This is a genomic window from Balneolaceae bacterium (assembly GCA_034521445.1).
In the GTDB taxonomy this organism is placed as follows: domain Bacteria; phylum Bacteroidota; class Rhodothermia; order Balneolales; family Balneolaceae; genus JAXHMM01.
Window position 1 is genome coordinate 425,285 of the sequence record JAXHMM010000006.1, and the last position, 17,968, is coordinate 443,252.

A 17,968-nucleotide genomic window follows, 5' to 3' on the forward strand; every position below is an offset into this window, starting at 1 on the left:
CGCAGTATATCCCCGACGGGACGCTCCGTTACGCCGCAGGTGCTGCACATTTCATGATTCTGCTCTAGTTATCGGCGGAAAGGAGGGGCGGCTTTAGGAAATGTTCTCCGAAAGTTCGGTGCCGAGGGAGGACTTGAGCTGCAGGAGCAGCTTACCCACGATCTGGGAGATCCGGGCCTCGGTCAGGCCCAGGAGGGCGGCGATCTCCTTGAGGGTGAGGTCTTCGTAGTAGTAGAGGGAGAGGACCAGGCGGTCGCGGTCTTCCAGCTGTTGGATGGCGTCCTGGATCTTGGATGTGACGCTCTTGCGGTTGAGTTTGGCGTCGGGACGGTCGATGTTCTCGTCTTCTATCTGGTCGCCCAGGGTGGTTTTGCTGCTGTCTTCGTACATCTCGCTGTCCAGGGAGAGGACCGCACGCTGCTGCACATTGCTCAGTAGTTTGTAGTAGGCGTTAAGGTCCAGGTCCATCGCATCGGCCACCTCCTCGTCGGAGGGGTCGCGCCCCAGCTCCTGCTGCAGCTTCGACATCTCCTCCCGAGCCTTGCCGTACTTGGTGCGGTCGGTTCGGGGGAGCTCATCGATAGAACGCAGGTAGTCGATGACGCTGCCGCGGATGCGGTAGTAGGCGAAGGTGTTGAACTTGATGTCCTTCTCGCAGTCGTAATTGTTCAGCGCCTGCAGGAGCCCCACGATGGCCGCGCTCTCCAGGTCTTCCTGTTGGGAGAGGGGGGTGTCGGGGTTGCGGATCTTGCCTATGATGCTCTTCACCAGGGGCATAGCCTCGGTGATGATGGCGTTGCGCAGTCCCTGGGTGGGGTCCTGGCAATAGGCATCGATCAGTTCCTGTAGGGACTTGTCCATAGGGGTCGGCTAAAGGCACTCCCGCCGGTCAGTTGTGGCTGGGAGAGGACTCCTGGTTGTTGGTCGAGGTTGAGGTTTGTTTGATGACGTTCAGGAGATAGCTGCAGACTCGGGTTCCGACGACCAGTGCAATGAACACGGTGACGCTTCTGACCATGGCCGGTTCCACGGAGGAGCCGGACATCAACAGGAAGAGGAATACGAGCAGGGCGACGATGGTGACAATGCGTAACATCATATCAGGGGAATCCGTGAATTAGTTTTGGTGGATTTTGGGCGCGTTGACCAGCTCTGAGAAGGACTGTCCCTCCCGGTTGGCCATGCCCTGCAGGGTTTGCGCGATGTAGTCGAATTCCTGCCGGATCTCCGAGTCAGCATGTGAAAGAACGACGGGGATCTGATCCCGCACCGAGTCGCGTATGGCCTCGGAGGCAGGGATCATGCCCAGCCAGGGTATCTCCCGGCCCAGGAAGTGATTCAGGATGCTGTTGAAGCGCTGGAGCACGTTCCTGGCCTGTTGCTCATTCTCGGAAAAATTTACGATGGCTGCAAACGGGAATGAGGGGTCGATTTCCAGGATATACTTGCTGAAGCGGTAGACGTCGGAGATCACCGTGGGTTCGTCGGCCAGGACCAGCGAACAGAGGTCCGAGCGGTCGAGGGCCCAGAGACTCAGGGAGGAAGCGCCGGCGGGGGTGTCGACCACAATGAAATCGTGCTCGCGCCGCAGGGTGCGGATGGCCTCGTCTAGAATGGGGTAGAGCAGCGACCAGTCCTGCAGGTGGGCGTCGGGCTCGTCGGCGCCGGTCACCAGCGTGATGCCGCTGTCGGTGACCCCGAACAGGTCGTCCGCATAGGCCTCCTCCATCAGCACGTCCATGGCTGTGGCAGGGACCTTTTCGTTCATGAGTGCGGCGCAGTTTGAGAGTCCCAGGTCGGCGTCGACGAGGGCCACTTTCAGCCCCTGTCGGTTGAGGGTCTCCGCCAGGTTTACCGCGGCGAGGCTCTTGCCCACGCCCCCTTTTCCGCTGGCGACGGCTACGATAAATGTTGCGTGTTCGTAATGCATATGCTTGGGCAGTTAGGAGTGAGAGAGAATGTGTTCGGCAAACCAGGAGGGGCTGAAATGGCGTATGCCCTCCCGGGAACCGGGTCCGCGGCTGACGTAGCGCACGCTGCAGGAGCGTTTCTGCAGGAAAGGCAGCAGGTGTCCCCACCGATCGGTCTCGTCGAGGTGGGTGAGGGCGATACAGTCGGGCTGCACCGGGTGGTCCTTCGCGTAATCTTCCCGGAAGTAGCGGGTCTGCAGGGTGGCATTGACCGTGAAGTGCACCTCCAGGGGCGTAACCGGGGTCAGCAGCTGGCGTATCTTCCAGAAATCGCGGAAGGAGTCGTTCTCCTTCAGGCTGAGGGGCGGCGTATCGTAGAGCACATGGTCGAAGTCAGCCAGCTCGGGGACCAGCTTGCCGATCTCCACGCCCTCGTTCGCCTCGAAATGGGGAATCCCGTGCTCCTCGGCGAAGAGGGGCAGCGGGGAGTAGTGGCGTCGGTCGGCCGAGGGGCGCACGGTGACCAGCGCCACGCTGCGGCCGCCCATGAAATCGGGATGGCTGGCCAGTTTCATAATCAGCGAGGTCTTGCCCGATCCCGAAGGACCCACGAAAAGAAGGTTGGGGGGCGGTGGACCCGAGGGCTCCACGTCGAGGGTGCCGCGCACGATGGAGGCCAGCTCATAAAGAAAATCCTGCGGCTGCTCATAGGGATCCACCCCACGGTTGAGCACCGTCTCGAACCATCGCGACACGGTTGGTGGGCGCATGCCCGTATTCAAAAGCTGCTGGAAAGCCGGGTGGGAGACGTACTCCAGGTTGGCCGAGATGAGGGCGTCCGACATGAGCGATTCGAGCTGGTCGAAGCGCCGGTGCAGCGCGCGCACTTCCTGGGAGATGGCGCGTTCGTTGAAATGTCCGTCGAACGACTCCTTGCCGTTGCGGTGAATGGGGGTGCTGCGCCGCGACATGGTCACCTCCTCGGAGGCGTCCTGCCGGCCTGGGCCACGTCCGGCCCTGCGGTCGTAGGTGCCGGGGTCGGCGAGGGCGGCGCCGGAGGGACTGCCGCTTGCGCCGGCTTCGGGACGAGCGCCGTTGGGATTTTCCGTGCTGCGGGAGGACCCGTTGCTGCCTCCGGTGCCCGAAAGGGCGTTCCAGCCGTCCTCCACGGCGTTGCGCAGGGAGCGCGGGATCAGGTCGCCTCGACCGTAGGTGCCGCTCGGTCCGCCTTTCCCGCCGGGGGAAGCCGTCGAAGGGGCGTTATCTTCTCCGGGAGCGTCGCCGCCGGAAGCGTCGGCCGCAGCTCCCTCGTCGGAGGGTCTGCGGTGGGCCATGGCGGTGACGCGGGCGGGGCTGTCGTCGCCGGCGTTCACAGTTTCCAGGATGACGCAGTCGGAGCCCAGGTGCCCGCGCGCTTCCTCTCGCGCCTCCTCGACGCTGTTTCCGTAATACTTCTTGATAATCATGACGTATTAGGTCTGTACCGGGCCTTCGGCGCCGGAGTCGTTGGATTTAAGTCGTATGATGTCAAACTTCTCGATTTCGGTGTCGATGGTAAGGTCGTTGTAGGAGAGTACGGCGATCTCGGGAATGACCGACACCAGGAAGTCGTAAAGTGCGGGCCGCAGCACGGGGGAGGTGAGCAGTATGGGATCGTGTCCCTGCGATATCATTTCCTCGAAGACGCGTGAGGCTTTGACGTAGAGGCGCTCCACCGTGTCGGGGGTAAAGCCCAGGGTGTTGGGGTTGAGGTTGCCCTCCTGCGCCTGGTTGATCAGGTGCGACTCCAGGGAAGATTCCATTACGCTCACGGTAACCGTGCCCTCCTCGTCGCGGTACTGCCGCGTGATGGTGTCGGCCAGGGCCGAGCGCACGTATTCGGTGAGCACGTCGGGATTCTTGGTTTGTGACTGCTGGTCGGCCAGGGTTTCAAGGATGGTGTTGAGGTCGCGGATGGGAACCTGCTCCTTGAGCAGGCGGCGCAGCACCTTCTGCACGTCGCCCAGCTTCATCTGGTCGGGGATGAGCTCCTCCACCACGGCCGGGGAGGTCTGCTTGAGGTTCTCCACCAGATGCATGACCATCTGCCGGTCGAGCAGGTTGTGGGCGTTGCGTTTGATGATTTCCATGAAATGGGTGGTGATGACGGCGCCCGCCTCGATGACCGACAGCCCGTACTTCTCGGCCTCGGTCTTGTTACGCTCGCTCACCCAGACGGCGTCCATGCCGAAGGTGGGGTCCTTGGTCTTTACGCCCTGCAGCTGGATGTCAAAGTCGGCCGGCAGCAGCGCCAGGTGGTATTCGGGCAGCAGGTCGCCCTCGCCCTTGACGATGCCCCGCATCTTGATCACGTAGTCGTTGGAATTGAGCTGCACATTGTCGCGGATGCGTATGGGGGGCACCAGAATGCCCAGCTCAATGGCCAGCTGCTTGCGCAGAGAGGACATGCGGTCGAGCAGGTCGCCCTCCTGGTCGGGATCCACCAGCGGGATGAGGCTGTAGCCGATCTCCAGCTCCAGGGTGTCCATGAGCAGGTAGCGCTCCACCTTGTCGGTGGGACCCTCCTCCTCTTCTTCCTCGTGGGGTTCCAGCTCAAGGATCTCCTCCTCGTTGTTTTTCTTGTTGGCGAAGTAGAGAAGTATGCCGGAGATGGCCCAGAAGGGGATCACCGGCATGCCGGGCAGTATACCCATGATAAAGATGAACACGCCCGCCATGCCGATCACCTTGGACGAGCCGAAGAGCTGGTTGGTGATCTCCACGCTCAGGCTGTTTTCGGAGGCGGCGCGGGTGACGATGATGCCGGAGGCGGTGGAGATGAGCAGGGCGGGGATCTGGGTAACCAGACCGTCGCCCACGGTCAGCAGCGTGTACTGGGCGGCGGCCTCCGAGAGGGCCATGCCCTGCTGCATGGTGCCGATGACGAGTCCGCCGATCACATTGATAAAGGTAATGAGCAGGCCGGCGATCACGTCGCCCCGCACGAACTTGCTGGCCCCGTCCATGGCCCCGTAGAAGTCGCTTTCTCGTGCGATCTCCTCGCGGCGGCGGCGTGCCTCCTCGTCGGTGATGAGTCCGCTGCTCAGATCGGCATCGATGGCCATCTGCTTGCCCGGCATGGCGTCCAGGGTGAATCGGGCGGAGACTTCGGCAATGCGGGAGGCGCCCTTGGTGATCACCACAAAGTTGATGATGATCAGCACGGCAAAAATGATGATCCCGATCACGTAGTTGCCCTGCACCACGAAGTTACCGAAGGCTGCGATAAGATTGCCGGCGTAGCCTTCGCTCAGTATGAGACGGGTGGAGGCCACGTTCAGCGCCAGCCGGAAGAGGGTGAGCATGAGAAGCATGCCCGGGAAGACGGCAAATTCAAGGGGCTTGAGCGTGTAGAAGGCCACCAGCATCACCACGATGGAGAGGGATATGTTGGTGGCCAGCAGGAAGTCGAGCATGCCCGTGGGAATGGGCAGGATCATGACCATCAGGATCAGGATCACACTGGAGGAGACCAGGATGTCGGTGCGCTGCATGAACAGGCTGCCGAGGCTCTGCAGGGTATTGTTGGATTCGGAGTTGCTCATGGTTTGTTCTGGCTGCCGTTGGGCGTGCTCGCGTTTATGGTGTCAGTACAGTTTCTCTTTCTGTTTGATCCGGTAGACGTAGGCCAGAATTTCGGCCACCGCCTTGTAAAGCTCCGGGGGAACGAACTGGTCCTCCTCTGCAGAAGCGTACAAAGCCCGTGCCACAGGAGGATTCTCAATGATGGGAATGTCGTATTGGTCGGCATACTCCCGGATTTTAAGGGCGCGCTTGCGCATGCCCTTGGCCCGGATAAGGGGTGCGTCGTTTACCTCGGGGTCGTAGGCCAGGGCCACCGCGTAGTGCGTGGGGTTGGTTACGACCACCTCCGAAGAGAGCACTGCATGGTCCAGACGCTTGCGCTGGGCAAGGCTGAGGGCCTTTTCCTTGCGCTTGCTCTTCATGTGGGGGTCCCCTTCCATCTGCTTGAATTCGTCCTTCACCTCCTGCTTGGTCATGCGCAGCTCCTTGCGGTGCTGGTAGCGCGCGTAGGCCGCGTCCATAATGGAAAGGACAATGAGCGCAGCCAGGATGCGGGTGACGATGAGCAGGATATATTTTCCGGATTGGGAAATGATTTCCCCCAGCGGGAGGATCAGAAAGGAGGTGATATTTTCGATTTCCGTCCGCAGGGTGAAGTAAATGATTATGCCTACAAGAAAGATCTTGCTGAAGCCCTTGATCATCTCCACCACCCCGCGCATGGAGAAGATTTTCTCGAAGCCTTTCTTGGGGCTGATGCGACTGGCCTTGGGCTCCATCACCTTGGTGGCGAAGACCACCCCGGTCTGCGCCACGTGGGATACAATGGCCATTACAAAGAGGGCGACGGTGACCGGTGCCAGGATCTCCATGCCGTACCAGCCGGCGATCTTCAGGAACTGTATGGCGTTCTCCTGATTGTCGAAGGCCTGCCCGGAACCCAGGAAGAAGATCTCAAACATCGATTCCAGTCGCGCATACATCCATCCACCGGCGTAGATGATGACCACGGTGGCGATAACCATGAGCAGCACCGAGGCGATTTCCGTGCTCTGCGACACGTTGCCTTCCTCGCGGGCCTTCTTCAGCTTGTGCTGCGTCGGCTCTTCTGTTTTTTCCTGATCGTCGTGTTGCGACATAGGTACTATAACATCAAAGGTGATGCCACAACGCCCGCGGCCCCACGCCGGCCCTCCAGGAGGCATTTCCGGGTGGAGGGAGCACAATATCTTCCGGCGGCGGGAAAAGATTTCCACCTGCCGCAGCAGGCCGCTGCCGGGGGAGGCGGGCTGAGGGCCTGCCGGGGCTGAAATCGGGTGTGGCATGGAATTTGAACCTATAGAACAAAACGAAACAACGAAGACTGCCATGATCGACCGATTCCGACATTCCATGCAGGCCCTGCAGATCCTCATGCGCGCCCAGGAGGTGACTGCCAACAACCTGGCCAACATCAATACGCCGGGATTCAAGGGCGACAAGCTCTTCTACCGCGCATTTCAGGAGGAGATGAACGGGCGGCAGGTCTCCTCGGTACAGCCGGGGCAGACCATAAGCATGGCCCAGGGCGCTTTCGAGGAGACCGGCAATCCCTTCGATTTCGCTATCGAGGGTGAGGGTTTCTTCGCCGTGGAACAGGACGGCAACCGCTTTTATACGCGCAACGGACGCTTCGGCCTCGACCGCGAGGGTTTCCTGGTGGACGACAACGGCGCGCGTGTCATGGGCGAATCGGGTCCCATCCAGCTTCCGGGCCTCATGCAGTCGGGACGCATTCGTTCCGACGTGGAGGTGGAGCTTGACCAGGACGGCACCCTGCGCGTGAACGGCGAGCGCCGGGACAAGCTGATGATCATGCAGGCCGGAGACCTGACCCAGCTGGAACGGCGAAGCAGCGCCTACCTGCAGGCCCCCGAGGGGGTGGAGATGACCCCCGACGGGGAGAGCAGCGTGGTGCAGGGCTTCTACGAGTCCGGCAACGTCGACCCCCTGCAGGAGCTGGTCAGCATGACGCAAAACATGCGCCTTTTTGAATCACAACAGCGGGCCATGAGGACCACCGATGAGATGCTTTCCCAGAGCACGACCCGACTGGGACGCTTCTGATCCGCGGTCCCCTTAGCCGCAACCTATGTAACCTAAACGAGGAACTCTTATGCCAACACGCGCACTCAGTATCGCAGCGCTCGGGATGAGCGCCCAGCAGAAGATGGTGGATAACATCGCCAACAACCTGGCCAACGTGAATACCACCTCCTTCAAGAAGAGCGACATCGCCTTCCAGGATCTCTTTTATCAGAACATTGCCACCTCCAAGCGTGGATCCGGCGGCCAGGGCGAGGAGGGTCCGCAGCTTCAGCTGGGACACGGTTCCAAGCCCGTAGCCACCGTTCGTAACTTTTCGCAGGGTGCCATGCAGGAGACGGGCGGTTCCACGGATCTGGCCATCAACGGCGCCGGATTCTTCCAGGTGCGCAAGTCCGACGGTTCCATCGCCTACACGCGTGACGGTAATTTTTCCATGAATTCCGAAGGGCGCCTCATCACCCAGTCGGGCCTGACCCTGGCCGACGACATTGACATTCCCGAAGACACCGTCGGCCTGTCGATCTCCCAGGACGGCCTGGTTACCGCCAGGCTTGCCGGCGACCAGGGCCAGATCGAGCTGGGCCAGATCGAACTGGCCAAGTTTGTCAATCCCGGGGGACTCAGCGCCGAGGGCGACAACCTCTACCAGGAGACCGCCCAGTCGGGGACGCCCTTCTACGGCACGCCCGGCATGGACGGCTTCGGCAGCCTGCAGCAGGGTTTCCTGGAGCAGTCCAATGTGGAGATTGTGACCGAGATGGTCAACCTCATACAGGCGCAGCGCGCCTACGAAACCAATTCCAAGATGGTGCAGACGGCCGAAGACATGATGGCCATGACCAACTCCATCAAACGATAAAATAACCCCATGAATTCGCTGACCCTGAATACCGGCATACTGGCTCTCCTCGCGGCGGCCCTCCTGGCCTCCGCTCCCACGGCGGCGGCGCAGCAGCCTGTCAAGGAGAAGCTGGAGCGCATGGCCGCCCAGCGGGTGGCCAAAAGCTGTCACGGCTGCGAGATTGCAGCCGAAACGCGCTGGATGCCTAATATTCTTGCCCGGGCCGACAGCTCCCGTATTCGGGAGCTGCGGCTCCCGGCCTCCGAACTCAGCCGCGGCTACCTGACAGGCGAGGTGACCTGGGAGCGGGGCGGCGAAACACAGACCTCCTCCGTGCAGTTGCATATTGGCGTGACGGCATCCGTGCCGGTGGCCACGCGCCGCATCGGGGAGGGGGAGACCCTGGAAAGGGGAGATTACGAAATGCGTCGGCGTGATATTACCCGTCTCCGCCAGCTCCCTGCCGTCTCCGACAGCCTGCTGGACAGGCAGGCCTCCCGCATGATTGGGGAGAGTGACGTGATCCTGCGCACCGACATCAACCGGCCCGCCTCCGTGACGCCCGGCGATCCCGTCAGCCTGCACTACCGCGGGGAGGGCATGGCCATCACCATCGCCACCACCGCCCGGGAGGCCAAGGCCCCCGGGGAGAAGATCCGGCTCTTCAGCCGTGAGACCGGCAAGACCTACATCGCCATCCTGATCAATGCCAACGAAGCCGAATGGGAACGCACCTTATGAAAGCCACACGACTTTTTCTTACGATACTGACCCCCCTGCTGCTCTGCGCCGCATACGCGGCCCAGGGGCAGCAGCGCTCGCTCTATTCCGACCTCAAGGCGCACCAGGCGGGCGACGTGATTACCGTCATCCTCACCGAAAACATTTCGGGTTCCTCCAACTCCGACGCCTCCGCCCAGTCGAACACCGCCGGCTCGGCCTCCAGCAGCGTCTCCAGCAATTTTGTGCCCTTTGAGCCCATGTTCGGTGCCGATGTGACGGTGGACTACAACTCCGACGAGCGCATCACCGCCCAGCAGCAGCAGCTGCTGCAGGGCACCGTCAGCGTGCGCATCGAGAGGGTGGAGGACAACGGCGACCTTTTCATTTCGGGCACGCGAAGCACCGAGATCAACGGCGAGCTCCACAGCATGGAGCTGAACGGTTTTGTGCGTCCCTCCGACGTGAGCGACGCCAACCAGGTGCTCTCCTTCCGCATCGCCAACGCCAACATCAAATACCTGAAGAAGGGCGGCATACGGGAGACCCGCAACAAGCTGGGCATTGGACGCAAGATCGTCTGGGGCGTGCTCGGCGCGGTGACGGGCGCCGCCATCATCCTCTCACAGAACTGAACGCAGGCCCCAACCATCCCAGCATTTAACCACGGAACCATCTGATGAAACGAAGCCTGATACTCATACTGATCATCGCCTCGGCCGCGGCCCTGGCGCCACGCGCAGAGGCGCAGACCCGTCTCTCCGACCTGGTGCAGATCGACCAGGCCAAGCGCACCGAACTCATAGGCTATGGCCTGGTGGCCGGCCTGGACCGCAGCGGCGACCGCACTTTTTCCGGGCGCGGCTCGGCCTTCACCGTACAGTCCATTGCCAGCATGCTCGACAAGTTTGGCATTACCGTCGACGCCGACCGGCTGCGTACCCGTAACGTGGCGGCCGTCATGGTGACCGCCGAGATCACCCCCTACCATTCTCCGGGCAGCGAGATTGACATACGCGTCTCCTCCCTGGGCAGTGCCAGCAGCCTGAGCGGTGGGGTGCTGCTGCAGACCCCCCTGATGAATCCCCAGAACAATCAGGTCTACGCCTATGCGCAGGGACCCCTGGTGCTGGGCGGCATCAATGCCGAAGTACCCGGTGCCCGCGTGGCCCGCAACCAGTCGCTTACCGCCACCATTCCCTCCGGCGGTTCCGTGGTGCAGAACGAAGTCTACACCCCCGACCGCGGGGAGCCGCTGGGACTCATCCTGCGCGAGCCCAGCTACGCCAACGCCACCCGCACGGCCGAAGCCATCAACGAGCAGTTCGAGAGCGAGATCGCCTCGGTGGCCAATGCCGGCAAGGTGAGCGTCAGCTGGCCCGACGGATTCGAAACCACCGGCGACCTGAGTTTCTTTACCAATACTGTGCTGGGGCTGCAGATCGAGGTGCAAACGCCTGCCCGCGTCGTACTCAACGAACGCACCGGCACCATCGTTGCCGGGGGCGATGTGGTCATAGGCGAAGTGATGATCTCCCACGGCAACATCCAGATTCAGACCCAGGTCACCCCCTTCGTCTCACAGCCTCCTCCCCTCAGCGGCGGGGAGACCGTGCAGGGCGAGGTGACCGCCGTGGGCATCACCGAGGAATCCGCCCGCAATCTGGTGCTGCAGCCCGACACGCGGGTCACTGAACTGGCTACCTCGCTGACTAACCTGGGCTTCTCGCCCAAGGACATTATCTCCATCTTTCAGGCGCTTGATAAAGCGGGCGCCCTGAAGGGTCAACTCATCGTCATGTAGGCCGGAACCATGGACATCCGCAAACCTTCCATAGACATCGGAAAACTTCTCGGACGGGCCGACCGCCTGCAGATGAAAAAGGAGGAGACCGCCATGGCCTTTGAAAAGCTCTTTGCGCGGCAGCTGGTCAGCCAGATGACCGAAGGACTCTTCAAGGGCTCCGAGGATTCCATGATGAACGCCGGCGGTGACGTCTACCGCGACCACATTGTCGACACGCTCAGCTCCGAACTGGCCCAGCAGGAGAAGCTGGGTATGTCCGAGCTGGTCCGCCGCTACTGGGAACAGCGCTCCGGGGGCGACTCCGGCTCCGGCGGTGCGCCCGCAAATCCCGAATAACCCAACGCAAGCCTTCCCCCACGCATCATGCAACAACCGCGAAATCAACGCATAAAGGAACTAAAGCACACCCTGGAGCGCCTCATCGAGGGCTACCGCGAGGCTACGGGACTGATCAACGACCAGATGCAGGCAGTGATTTACAGTGACCTGGTGCTGCTCAACGAACTCATTCCCCGCCAGGTGAGACGCTACGAGGAGCTGCAGGGACTCGAGCAGCAGTTCAAGGAGCAGCTCGGCCGCCTCTTCGAGGAGGGCCGGCCCGCCGGAAAACGAACCCTCACCGGCCTTATGGAGAGCCTGGAAGGGCCCACCGGGGAACTCGATCGCCTGCGCGCCGAACTTACCGGACAGGTGGAGAAGAGCCGGAACCTGCGCACCCAGCTCACCGAGTTGCTGCAGTTCGCCCGCAATCACAACGCTGACCGCTTCCGGCTGATCACCGACCTGGGCGAGGACCGCGCGGGCACCTATGACGCCTCCGGCAAGAGAAGGAATTCCTCCACCGGCGGCGTAGCCGTTAACAAGAAGGCCTGACGTCATGGATATTTTAGAAATTGCGAAAAACGGCCTCCTGAGCTCACAGAAAGCTTCAGGCGTCGTTTCTCACAATATTGCCAATGCTAACACCCCCGGCTATACCCGCCAGCGTGCTGAGTTGTCAGAGCAGATCCACCGCCAAGGTGGTTTCACGCTGGGCCGGGGTGTTACCATTGCGCAAGTCAAGCGCCTGCGCAACAACCTCATCGATGAGCAGATCATGATGAAGGAGCATGAGCTGGGCGACCTGAACGAACGCAACCGCATCTACCAGCAGATCGAGAGCGTGATGGTGACCAGCACCGGCGACGGACTCGACGTGGGCATTACCGATTTCTTCAATTCCTTTTCCGAACTCTCCAACAACCCGCAGGATATCAACCTGCGCCACAACGTCATTTCCAAGTCCCGCACCCTCATCAGCAAGTTCAAGGACATGGGGTCCGACCTGAAGGACATCGACGAGCAGACCCTGGCTGCCGCCCGCAACCGGGTGGACAAGGTGAACTCCCTGCTTGGGCAGCTCGCCGACATCAACGCCGACATCGCCCGTGCGGAAGCCACCGGGACAGCCCGACCTGAACAGCAAGGACCGGCAGCTGGAGCTGCTGAAAACCCTCTCCTCCCAGATCACCGTGGAGGCACGCTATCAGGATGACGGCACCCTGGAGGCGCGCGTGGGCGGAGTGACCGTGCTTTCGGGCACCGAGACGGCCACACTGCGGCCGGAAGTGGACACCGGCAACCGCATCTTCCGCGTGCGACTCGACAACGGCAAGCTCTTGGATATAGGGCGGGGCGAGCTGGGCGCCGACGCACACATGTACGAGGAGGTGGTTCCGGAGGCGCGCAACACCCTGGACAAGATCGCAAAGTCGGTGGTCGAACAGGTGAACGCCCTCCATATCAACGGCTACGGCATTGCCGACAACGGGCAGCGCAATTTCTTCGATCCCGCAGGCGACCACGGCCGAATCCATTGCCCTGAACCAGACCATCGTTGACAACCCCGAGCATATCGCCACCTCCTCGGTGGCCGGCGAGGCGGGCAACAACGACAACGCCCTGCAGATCGCCAACCTGCAGAACCTTTCGCTGCTGGACGGGGAGAACCCTGGCCAGCAACGCCGTACAGATGATGACCGAACCCGGCATCCGCATCAACGAACTCGAGAACCGTATCACCTCGCGCGAATCGGCCCGGCAACTGCTGGTCAACCAGCAGGAGAGCCAGTCGGGCGTCAACATCGACGAGGAGCTGAGCGATCTGATCAAATACCAGAACGCCTACCAGGCTTCCGCACGCGTACTCAACGAGGGGCAGAAGATGTACGACACCCTGCTTTCCATACTCTAACCGTCCCGCAAAGCCATGCGCATCACCCAGAATCTCATATACAACCGATTGCAGGGCATGCTGAGCCGCAACCGCGAGGAGCTCGCCAAGTACCAGCAGCAGCTTGCCAGCGGCAAGGCGGTCATACGGGCCTCCGACGGCAGCGTGGAGTTCAGCACCAGCCGCATCATCCAGGAGCAGATCCGCAAGGACGGGCAATACCAGCGCAACGTCAACGCGGGACTGCGCCAGGCGCGCACCGTCCAGGAATCGCTGGACGGCATGGTGGACACGCTCATCGACCTGAAGTCCACCGCCGTTCAGGGATCCAACGACTCTCATTGACGCGACCCGAGCGCGAGAAGCTGGCCGAGCAGGTGGTCAATGTGCGCGAGCGCGCTGATGGACCTGGGCAACGTGCAGTTCAACGGGGTGCACCTGTTCGGCGGCACCAACACCGAAAATCCGATATTTACGCTGAACGGCGCTTCTGCCGGCGGCGTGGAGGACGTGGCCAACAGCGACGCCCTGGTGACCCGCATTTCCGAGCATAACGAAGTGGAGACGAGCGTAACCGGCACCGAGCTCCGCGCAACCGGTTCCGGGGATCTCTTCGCCATTGTGCAAAATGTGGAGAACGCCCTCCGAAACAACAACCGCACGGCTCTGAATGCCGAGCTCGACAACGTGGAGGCGGCGCTGGACCATGTGACCAAGCTGGCCTCCCGCATCGGCAGCAACATCAATCGGCTCGAATTTGTGCACGACAAGTACGAATCGGGCATCATTGAGAAGGAAGGCGAAGTGAGTCGTCTGACCGATGCCGACTACGCCGAGGCCATCTCGAACTTTCAGAAATTTGAAACCTCCTACCAGGCAGCTCTGTCCGCCCATTCGCGGATGACACGTACAACGCTGCTCAACTATCTCTAAAATCCAGACCCCGAGACCCATGAATGCACCGAAAACAACATCAACCTCTTCCTGGTCTGCCCCGAGGCAGCCACACCGGTCGAGGCCCCGTCCTGGCTGGACGAGGCCGCCGACGAGCTGGCGGACGTCCGCCTGCTGGCGGACACCGCGACGGATCTGCCCTGGGCCGAACAGTACGACGAAATCGGAATCACCCGCTGGAAAGAGGACGAGGGACTTATTCCCTGCCTGAACCAGGCCTCCACCGAGGTGCAGGAGGGGCATATCCTGCTGCTCTTTGCCGACGAGACGCCCCGCATGGGCGACCTCCCCGCCGATCTGTCCAAAGAGGATTGCCTGAAAGTGAAGCTGGTTCAGCAGGCGGAGGGCGAATCGCGCCATAATTACCAGATCCGCCTTTTCCCCGCCACCGGCGAACCTATATTCGAGGGCTACGCCATACCGGACCTCACCCGAGCCTACTTTTGTCAGGGGCTGGAAACTCCGTGACGAGGTGCCCGAAATCCGCAAGCAGCAGTGCCGCCTATTCCATAGCGCAGGTGACGCGTGAAGCCGAGCATTGCGGCCACACCCGCCTGTGCAACTTCTGGAAGGGCCTGGCGGCCGCCGAAAGCTACCGTTACGCGCGGGCCGAGGACTACTTCAAAAAGGCAAAAAACGGTCCCTCGCTGCTTGAGTTCGACCTGCTTGCATCCATGAACAACCTGGCCCACGCCCTGGTAGAGCAGCACAAGCTGCAGGAAGCCATCCGCGTGGCAGCCCAGTCCATCCAGTGGAACAGCCTCCCAGCGGGCGCCCTATCTCATCCTGCAGCGGGCCCAGTTGCTGGCCGGCAACCGCGAGGAATCCATACTCGGCCCTGCAGGCCTACCTGGAACATCTCGAGGAGGACACCGTCGGCCAACCTGGACACCTATCTGGGAGCCAGCGAGGTGCATTACCTGATGGGCGAGCAGAAGCTGCGGGAGGGCAATTACGAAGGGAGCCTTCCACCACTACGAGCACCCACTATCAACCTGAAGGGCGGGAAGGTGGAGCAGCCGGTTCTCGAAAAGCTCTTCATCTACTCCATCGAGCTCAAGAACCGGGAGCAGTCCATTCGCTACTTCAACGATATCTTCCGGGAATACATCCCCGACAAGCTGGACGACGACATGTCGGCCCGCCTGCTGGAGTCGCTCTCCCTCTTCATGGACAACGAGTGGTACGACTTCGTCAGCGAGGTCTACGAAGAGCTGGTCAGCCCACAATCCCGGGCGACAACGAGCTGCTCCACGGCTGGATCAGCACCCTGATCAAAAACAAGGATATCGAAAAGGCGCAGTCGCTCATCACGGAAGGGCAAGAACAAGAAAAGGGCAGGCTGATGAGGCTCAGCCGGATGTTGCCGGTGCGTCAGTCGTCCGGGAAATCCGTCTTCTTGAGCTTGTTGCGTATGGTGCGGTCGGAGATCTGCAGCAGTTTGGCAGCCTCCTTCTGGTTGCCGCCGGTCCGTTCCAGCGCCTTCTTGATCATCTGCAGCTCCATCTCCTCGATGGGCAGCACGGGGATGTCGTTGATTACCTCCTGGGTGAGCGATTCGTCCACATTCTTGAAGAGGGGATTTTCAATGTGTTCCACTGGTGATCGGTATCGGAGCCCTGTGACATGATCACCCCGCGCTGGATGTAATTCTCGAGCTCCCGCACGTTACCCGGCCAGTCCTTCTTCTGCAGGCGGTCCATCAGCTCATCCGATACCTCCTTTTCCTCCATGTTGTTCTCCCGGCAGTACTTTGCAACGAAATGACGCTACCAGCAGGGGAATGTCTCCCGGCCGTTCACGCAGGGAGGGCATTTCGATGGGAAAGACGTTCAGCCGGAAATAAAGGTCCTTGCGGAAATCACCTTCGGTGATGGATGTCGCCGATGTCGCGGTTTGTCGTGGAGATGATGCGTACGTCCACCTTGCGCGGTTTCTGGCTGCCCACGCGCTGGAATTCCTTTTCCTGGAGTACGCGCAGCAGCTTCGCCTGCAGGGAGATGTCGATCTCGGTCACCTCGTCCAGCAGCAGGGTCCCTCCGTCTGCTTTCGCAAATGCCCCCTCGCGGTTCTCGATGGCCCCGGTGAACGCCCCTTTCTCGTGTCCGAAGAGCGTGCTCTCCACCAGCTCGCTCGGCAGGTTGGCGCAGTTGATCTTGATAAAGGGCTGGTCGGACCGGTTGCTCTGCTGCTGGATGAGGGAGGCGTAGACCTCCTTCCCGGAGCCGCTCTCCCCTGGATCATAACCGGGGCATTGGTAGGAGCGATCTGCGGGAGAATGTTCAGCAGTTTCTGAATCGCGGGGTCCTCGCCCACGAACCGTTGCGCCCCGGGCTCCTTCTCCTTTGCCTGGTCAACGGATGCCTCCTTCGTCTTGCCGTCTTCCGGAGACCTGGTCCTCCTCGGGCGGCAGGGTGCGGGCGTGGGCGTTGCCGTTTCGGCTTTTGAAATACTGGTTCACACGTGAGAGGAACTCCCGGCCGCTGAAAGGCTTGGTGATATAGTCGAAGGCGCCCTTGCGTATGGAGCGCACGGAGTGGCTGATGTTGCCGAAGCCGGTGATCAGTATGACGCCCGTTTCCGGGTAGTTTCGAAGCACGTGGTTGAGTACGTCGTCCCCGGTCATCTCGTCCATCTTGACGTCGGTGATGATCAGGGCAGGGCTTGCGCTCCTTAAGCTCCTCGATGGCTTGGGCCGGGTTCTGGTAGGCGTCCACCTGGTAGTCGTTCAGGGCCAGGTGTTCCTGCATGTAGTTCAGAATATGCGGGTCGTCGTCAATGACGAATATTTTCTCCTTCTTCATCCCTGCCGTTGATTGCTATTGTGGAATTGGAGCGCTCGGCACGGTTGGCCGCCGTGCTTCCATGTACGTATGCACTAATACGGACTCTACGCCTATATTGCAAGCGCCGCAGTGATAGAACAAGAGAGGCTGGAGAGGGGAATGTTACAAAAAAACCACCGGCGTAAGCGTGATCAGAGATCGCGGATTTCACGGCTGATCTTGTCGGCCACGTCGCGCACCACCGAGGGATTCTTCACCAGGTATTCGCGGTACTCGGGATTTAGGCTGCGCTCGCCTGAGGACTCGTCGATGCCGGGCATGGAGGAGAGCACGCTTTCCAGGGAGTCGAGATCCTTCTGCATAAGGTTGCCCACCTCCTGGTGAACTTCCTCGCGGTTGTACTCGCCCTGCTGGATCTTGCGTTTGATCTTCTTGAGGGAGGAAAGGGAGTCGGCCTCCAACTTGGAAAGCACATTACGTGCGAATTCCACCTCGCCCTTGAATTCGGGGCCGGAGGCGGTGAACGTGTCGGAAGGGCTGCCGGCCTTGGAGGAAGGCCGGGCGGAATCGGTTCCGCTCTTGGAGACGGGCTGCTTGTCCCGGGTCTTGCGAATACCCTTGTCGGGATAGCCGCCCTTGTTAACCTTGTTGATATCCATAGCTAGCCATGCGATTTACGATCGATGATCCTGCTCCTGCCAGCGGACGTGGCGGAACGGTTGGCCAGGTATCGGTCCCTCGCCTTGCCGTGGCGCCCCACCTCTTTCAAAGCATCCATGCGGCTCTGCCGCAACATATGCAATTTTTTATTCAGATGCTTTTCAAGCGTTTCCAGCTGCTCGAAGAGAGCAGTAACCTCGTAGGTCTCCTTATCGTCAAGATCAGGGGGAAACTTAAACGAATCCTCCAGGAAGGCGATCTCCTCGGCCCGCTCGCGGTAGAGCCGCTCGATCAGGTCGAGTTCGGGATCCTCGCCGCGGAGTTCGTGCAGCAGGTCCAGCCCTTTCTTGTAGATGGTAGTCGAGGTGGGAGTAGAGGGTGCTCATGGCATGTGGAAGTTGGTTCCCGGAAGACCGGGCAATAGTG

The 17,968-nt window shown here is 60.9% G+C and carries 23 protein-coding genes and 2 pseudogenes; 15 read left to right on the forward strand and 10 right to left on the reverse strand.

Annotation, left to right across the window (positions count from 1 at the left end):
* Positions 1-93: 93 nt before the first annotated feature.
* From U5K31_09175 to flhB, 6 genes are read right to left on the reverse strand one after another with little or no spacing between them, the layout of a single operon-like run.
* On the reverse strand, positions 94-861 hold the full coding sequence (locus tag U5K31_09175) for a FliA/WhiG family RNA polymerase sigma factor (protein ID MDZ7772896.1): 768 nt from the start codon (positions 859-861) through the stop codon (positions 94-96).
* Between the two features lie 28 nt (positions 862-889).
* Positions 890-1,099 (reverse strand): hypothetical protein, encoded by a 210-nt coding sequence (locus tag U5K31_09180; protein MDZ7772897.1) that lies wholly within the window; start codon positions 1,097-1,099, stop codon positions 890-892.
* Positions 1,100-1,117: 18 nt separating this feature from the next.
* Positions 1,118-1,930, reverse strand: coding sequence for a P-loop NTPase (locus U5K31_09185; GenBank protein ID MDZ7772898.1), 813 nt, complete (start codon positions 1,928-1,930; stop codon positions 1,118-1,120).
* Between the two features lie 12 nt (positions 1,931-1,942).
* Positions 1,943-3,376 carry a hypothetical protein gene (locus tag U5K31_09190; GenBank protein MDZ7772899.1) on the reverse strand — a complete coding sequence of 478 codons (1,434 nt, stop codon included), beginning with the start codon at positions 3,374-3,376 and terminating at the stop codon, positions 1,943-1,945.
* Between the two features lie 6 nt (positions 3,377-3,382).
* A complete protein-coding gene (flhA, locus tag U5K31_09195) occupies positions 3,383-5,494 on the reverse strand; it encodes a flagellar biosynthesis protein FlhA (GenBank protein ID MDZ7772900.1) in 2,112 nt (703 codons plus the stop codon).
* 42 nt (positions 5,495-5,536) lie between these two features.
* Positions 5,537-6,613 (reverse strand): flagellar biosynthesis protein FlhB, encoded by a 1,077-nt coding sequence (flhB, locus tag U5K31_09200; GenBank protein MDZ7772901.1) that lies wholly within the window; start codon positions 6,611-6,613, stop codon positions 5,537-5,539.
* A gap of 229 nt (positions 6,614-6,842) precedes the next feature.
* Here flhB and U5K31_09205 point away from each other — a divergent pair, with 229 nt between their 5' ends.
* The 14 genes from U5K31_09205 to U5K31_09270 all read left to right on the forward strand — a co-directional run bounded on the left by U5K31_09205 (position 6,843) and on the right by U5K31_09270 (position 15,370).
* Entirely contained in the window at positions 6,843-7,580 is a 738-nt protein-coding gene (locus tag U5K31_09205) for a flagellar hook-basal body protein (GenBank protein ID MDZ7772902.1), read from the forward strand.
* 49 nt (positions 7,581-7,629) lie between these two features.
* The gene (gene flgG, locus U5K31_09210; GenBank protein MDZ7772903.1) at positions 7,630-8,421 is read left to right on the forward strand and encodes a flagellar basal-body rod protein FlgG; all 792 of its coding nucleotides are present in this window, start codon (positions 7,630-7,632) and stop codon (positions 8,419-8,421) included.
* A 9-nt stretch (positions 8,422-8,430) separates the two neighbouring features.
* Positions 8,431-9,144 carry a flagellar basal body P-ring formation chaperone FlgA gene (flgA, locus tag U5K31_09215; protein ID MDZ7772904.1) on the forward strand — a complete coding sequence of 238 codons (714 nt, stop codon included), beginning with the start codon at positions 8,431-8,433 and terminating at the stop codon, positions 9,142-9,144.
* Complete coding sequence (locus tag U5K31_09220; protein MDZ7772905.1) at positions 9,141-9,758, forward strand: flagellar basal body L-ring protein FlgH; 618 nt, start codon at positions 9,141-9,143, stop codon at positions 9,756-9,758. The genes flgA and U5K31_09220 overlap by 4 nt, the downstream gene beginning before the upstream one ends.
* Before the next feature lie 44 nt (positions 9,759-9,802).
* Positions 9,803-10,927 carry a flagellar basal body P-ring protein FlgI gene (locus U5K31_09225; GenBank protein ID MDZ7772906.1) on the forward strand — a complete coding sequence of 375 codons (1,125 nt, stop codon included), beginning with the start codon at positions 9,803-9,805 and terminating at the stop codon, positions 10,925-10,927.
* Positions 10,928-10,936: 9 nt separating this feature from the next.
* On the forward strand, positions 10,937-11,266 hold the full coding sequence (locus U5K31_09230; GenBank protein MDZ7772907.1) for a hypothetical protein: 330 nt from the start codon (positions 10,937-10,939) through the stop codon (positions 11,264-11,266).
* 27 nt (positions 11,267-11,293) lie between these two features.
* Positions 11,294-11,803, forward strand: coding sequence for a flagellar export chaperone FlgN (flgN, locus tag U5K31_09235; protein ID MDZ7772908.1), 510 nt, complete (start codon positions 11,294-11,296; stop codon positions 11,801-11,803).
* A 4-nt stretch (positions 11,804-11,807) separates the two neighbouring features.
* Complete coding sequence (gene flgK, locus U5K31_09240; protein MDZ7772909.1) at positions 11,808-12,464, forward strand: flagellar hook-associated protein FlgK; 657 nt, start codon at positions 11,808-11,810, stop codon at positions 12,462-12,464.
* A complete protein-coding gene (locus U5K31_09245; GenBank protein MDZ7772910.1) occupies positions 12,442-12,810 on the forward strand; it encodes a hypothetical protein in 369 nt (122 codons plus the stop codon). The genes flgK and U5K31_09245 overlap by 23 nt, the downstream gene beginning before the upstream one ends.
* Before the next feature lie 131 nt (positions 12,811-12,941).
* Positions 12,942-13,163, forward strand: coding sequence for a flagellar basal body rod C-terminal domain-containing protein (locus U5K31_09250; GenBank protein MDZ7772911.1), 222 nt, complete (start codon positions 12,942-12,944; stop codon positions 13,161-13,163).
* 15 nt (positions 13,164-13,178) lie between these two features.
* Entirely contained in the window at positions 13,179-13,487 is a 309-nt protein-coding gene (locus U5K31_09255; GenBank protein MDZ7772912.1) for a hypothetical protein, read from the forward strand.
* A gap of 39 nt (positions 13,488-13,526) precedes the next feature.
* Positions 13,527-14,075: a flagellin gene (locus tag U5K31_09260; protein MDZ7772913.1), complete on the forward strand. Its 549-nt coding sequence runs from the start codon at positions 13,527-13,529 to the stop codon at positions 14,073-14,075.
* A 249-nt stretch (positions 14,076-14,324) separates the two neighbouring features.
* On the forward strand, positions 14,325-14,564 hold the full coding sequence (locus U5K31_09265; protein ID MDZ7772914.1) for a hypothetical protein: 240 nt from the start codon (positions 14,325-14,327) through the stop codon (positions 14,562-14,564).
* Positions 14,565-14,614: 50 nt separating this feature from the next.
* Complete coding sequence (locus tag U5K31_09270) at positions 14,615-15,370, forward strand: hypothetical protein (GenBank protein MDZ7772915.1); 756 nt, start codon at positions 14,615-14,617, stop codon at positions 15,368-15,370.
* A gap of 100 nt (positions 15,371-15,470) precedes the next feature.
* On the opposite strand, the gene U5K31_09275 is transcribed toward U5K31_09270, so the two are convergent.
* The 4 genes and pseudogenes from U5K31_09275 to U5K31_09290 form a co-directional block, all read right to left on the reverse strand.
* On the reverse strand, positions 15,471-15,695 hold the full coding sequence (locus tag U5K31_09275; GenBank protein MDZ7772916.1) for a helix-turn-helix domain-containing protein: 225 nt from the start codon (positions 15,693-15,695) through the stop codon (positions 15,471-15,473).
* A gap of 262 nt (positions 15,696-15,957) precedes the next feature.
* Positions 15,958-16,320: pseudogene (locus tag U5K31_09280) on the reverse strand (sigma-54 factor interaction domain-containing protein).
* 129 nt (positions 16,321-16,449) lie between these two features.
* A pseudogene (locus U5K31_09285) lies at positions 16,450-16,761 on the reverse strand (response regulator).
* Between the two features lie 312 nt (positions 16,762-17,073).
* Positions 17,074-17,541, reverse strand: coding sequence for a hypothetical protein (locus U5K31_09290; protein ID MDZ7772917.1), 468 nt, complete (start codon positions 17,539-17,541; stop codon positions 17,074-17,076).
* 8 nt (positions 17,542-17,549) lie between these two features.
* On the opposite strand from U5K31_09290, the gene U5K31_09295 reads away from it, so the two are divergent.
* Positions 17,550-17,966 carry a hypothetical protein gene (locus U5K31_09295; protein MDZ7772918.1) on the forward strand — a complete coding sequence of 139 codons (417 nt, stop codon included), beginning with the start codon at positions 17,550-17,552 and terminating at the stop codon, positions 17,964-17,966.
* Positions 17,967-17,968 lie beyond the last annotated feature (2 nt).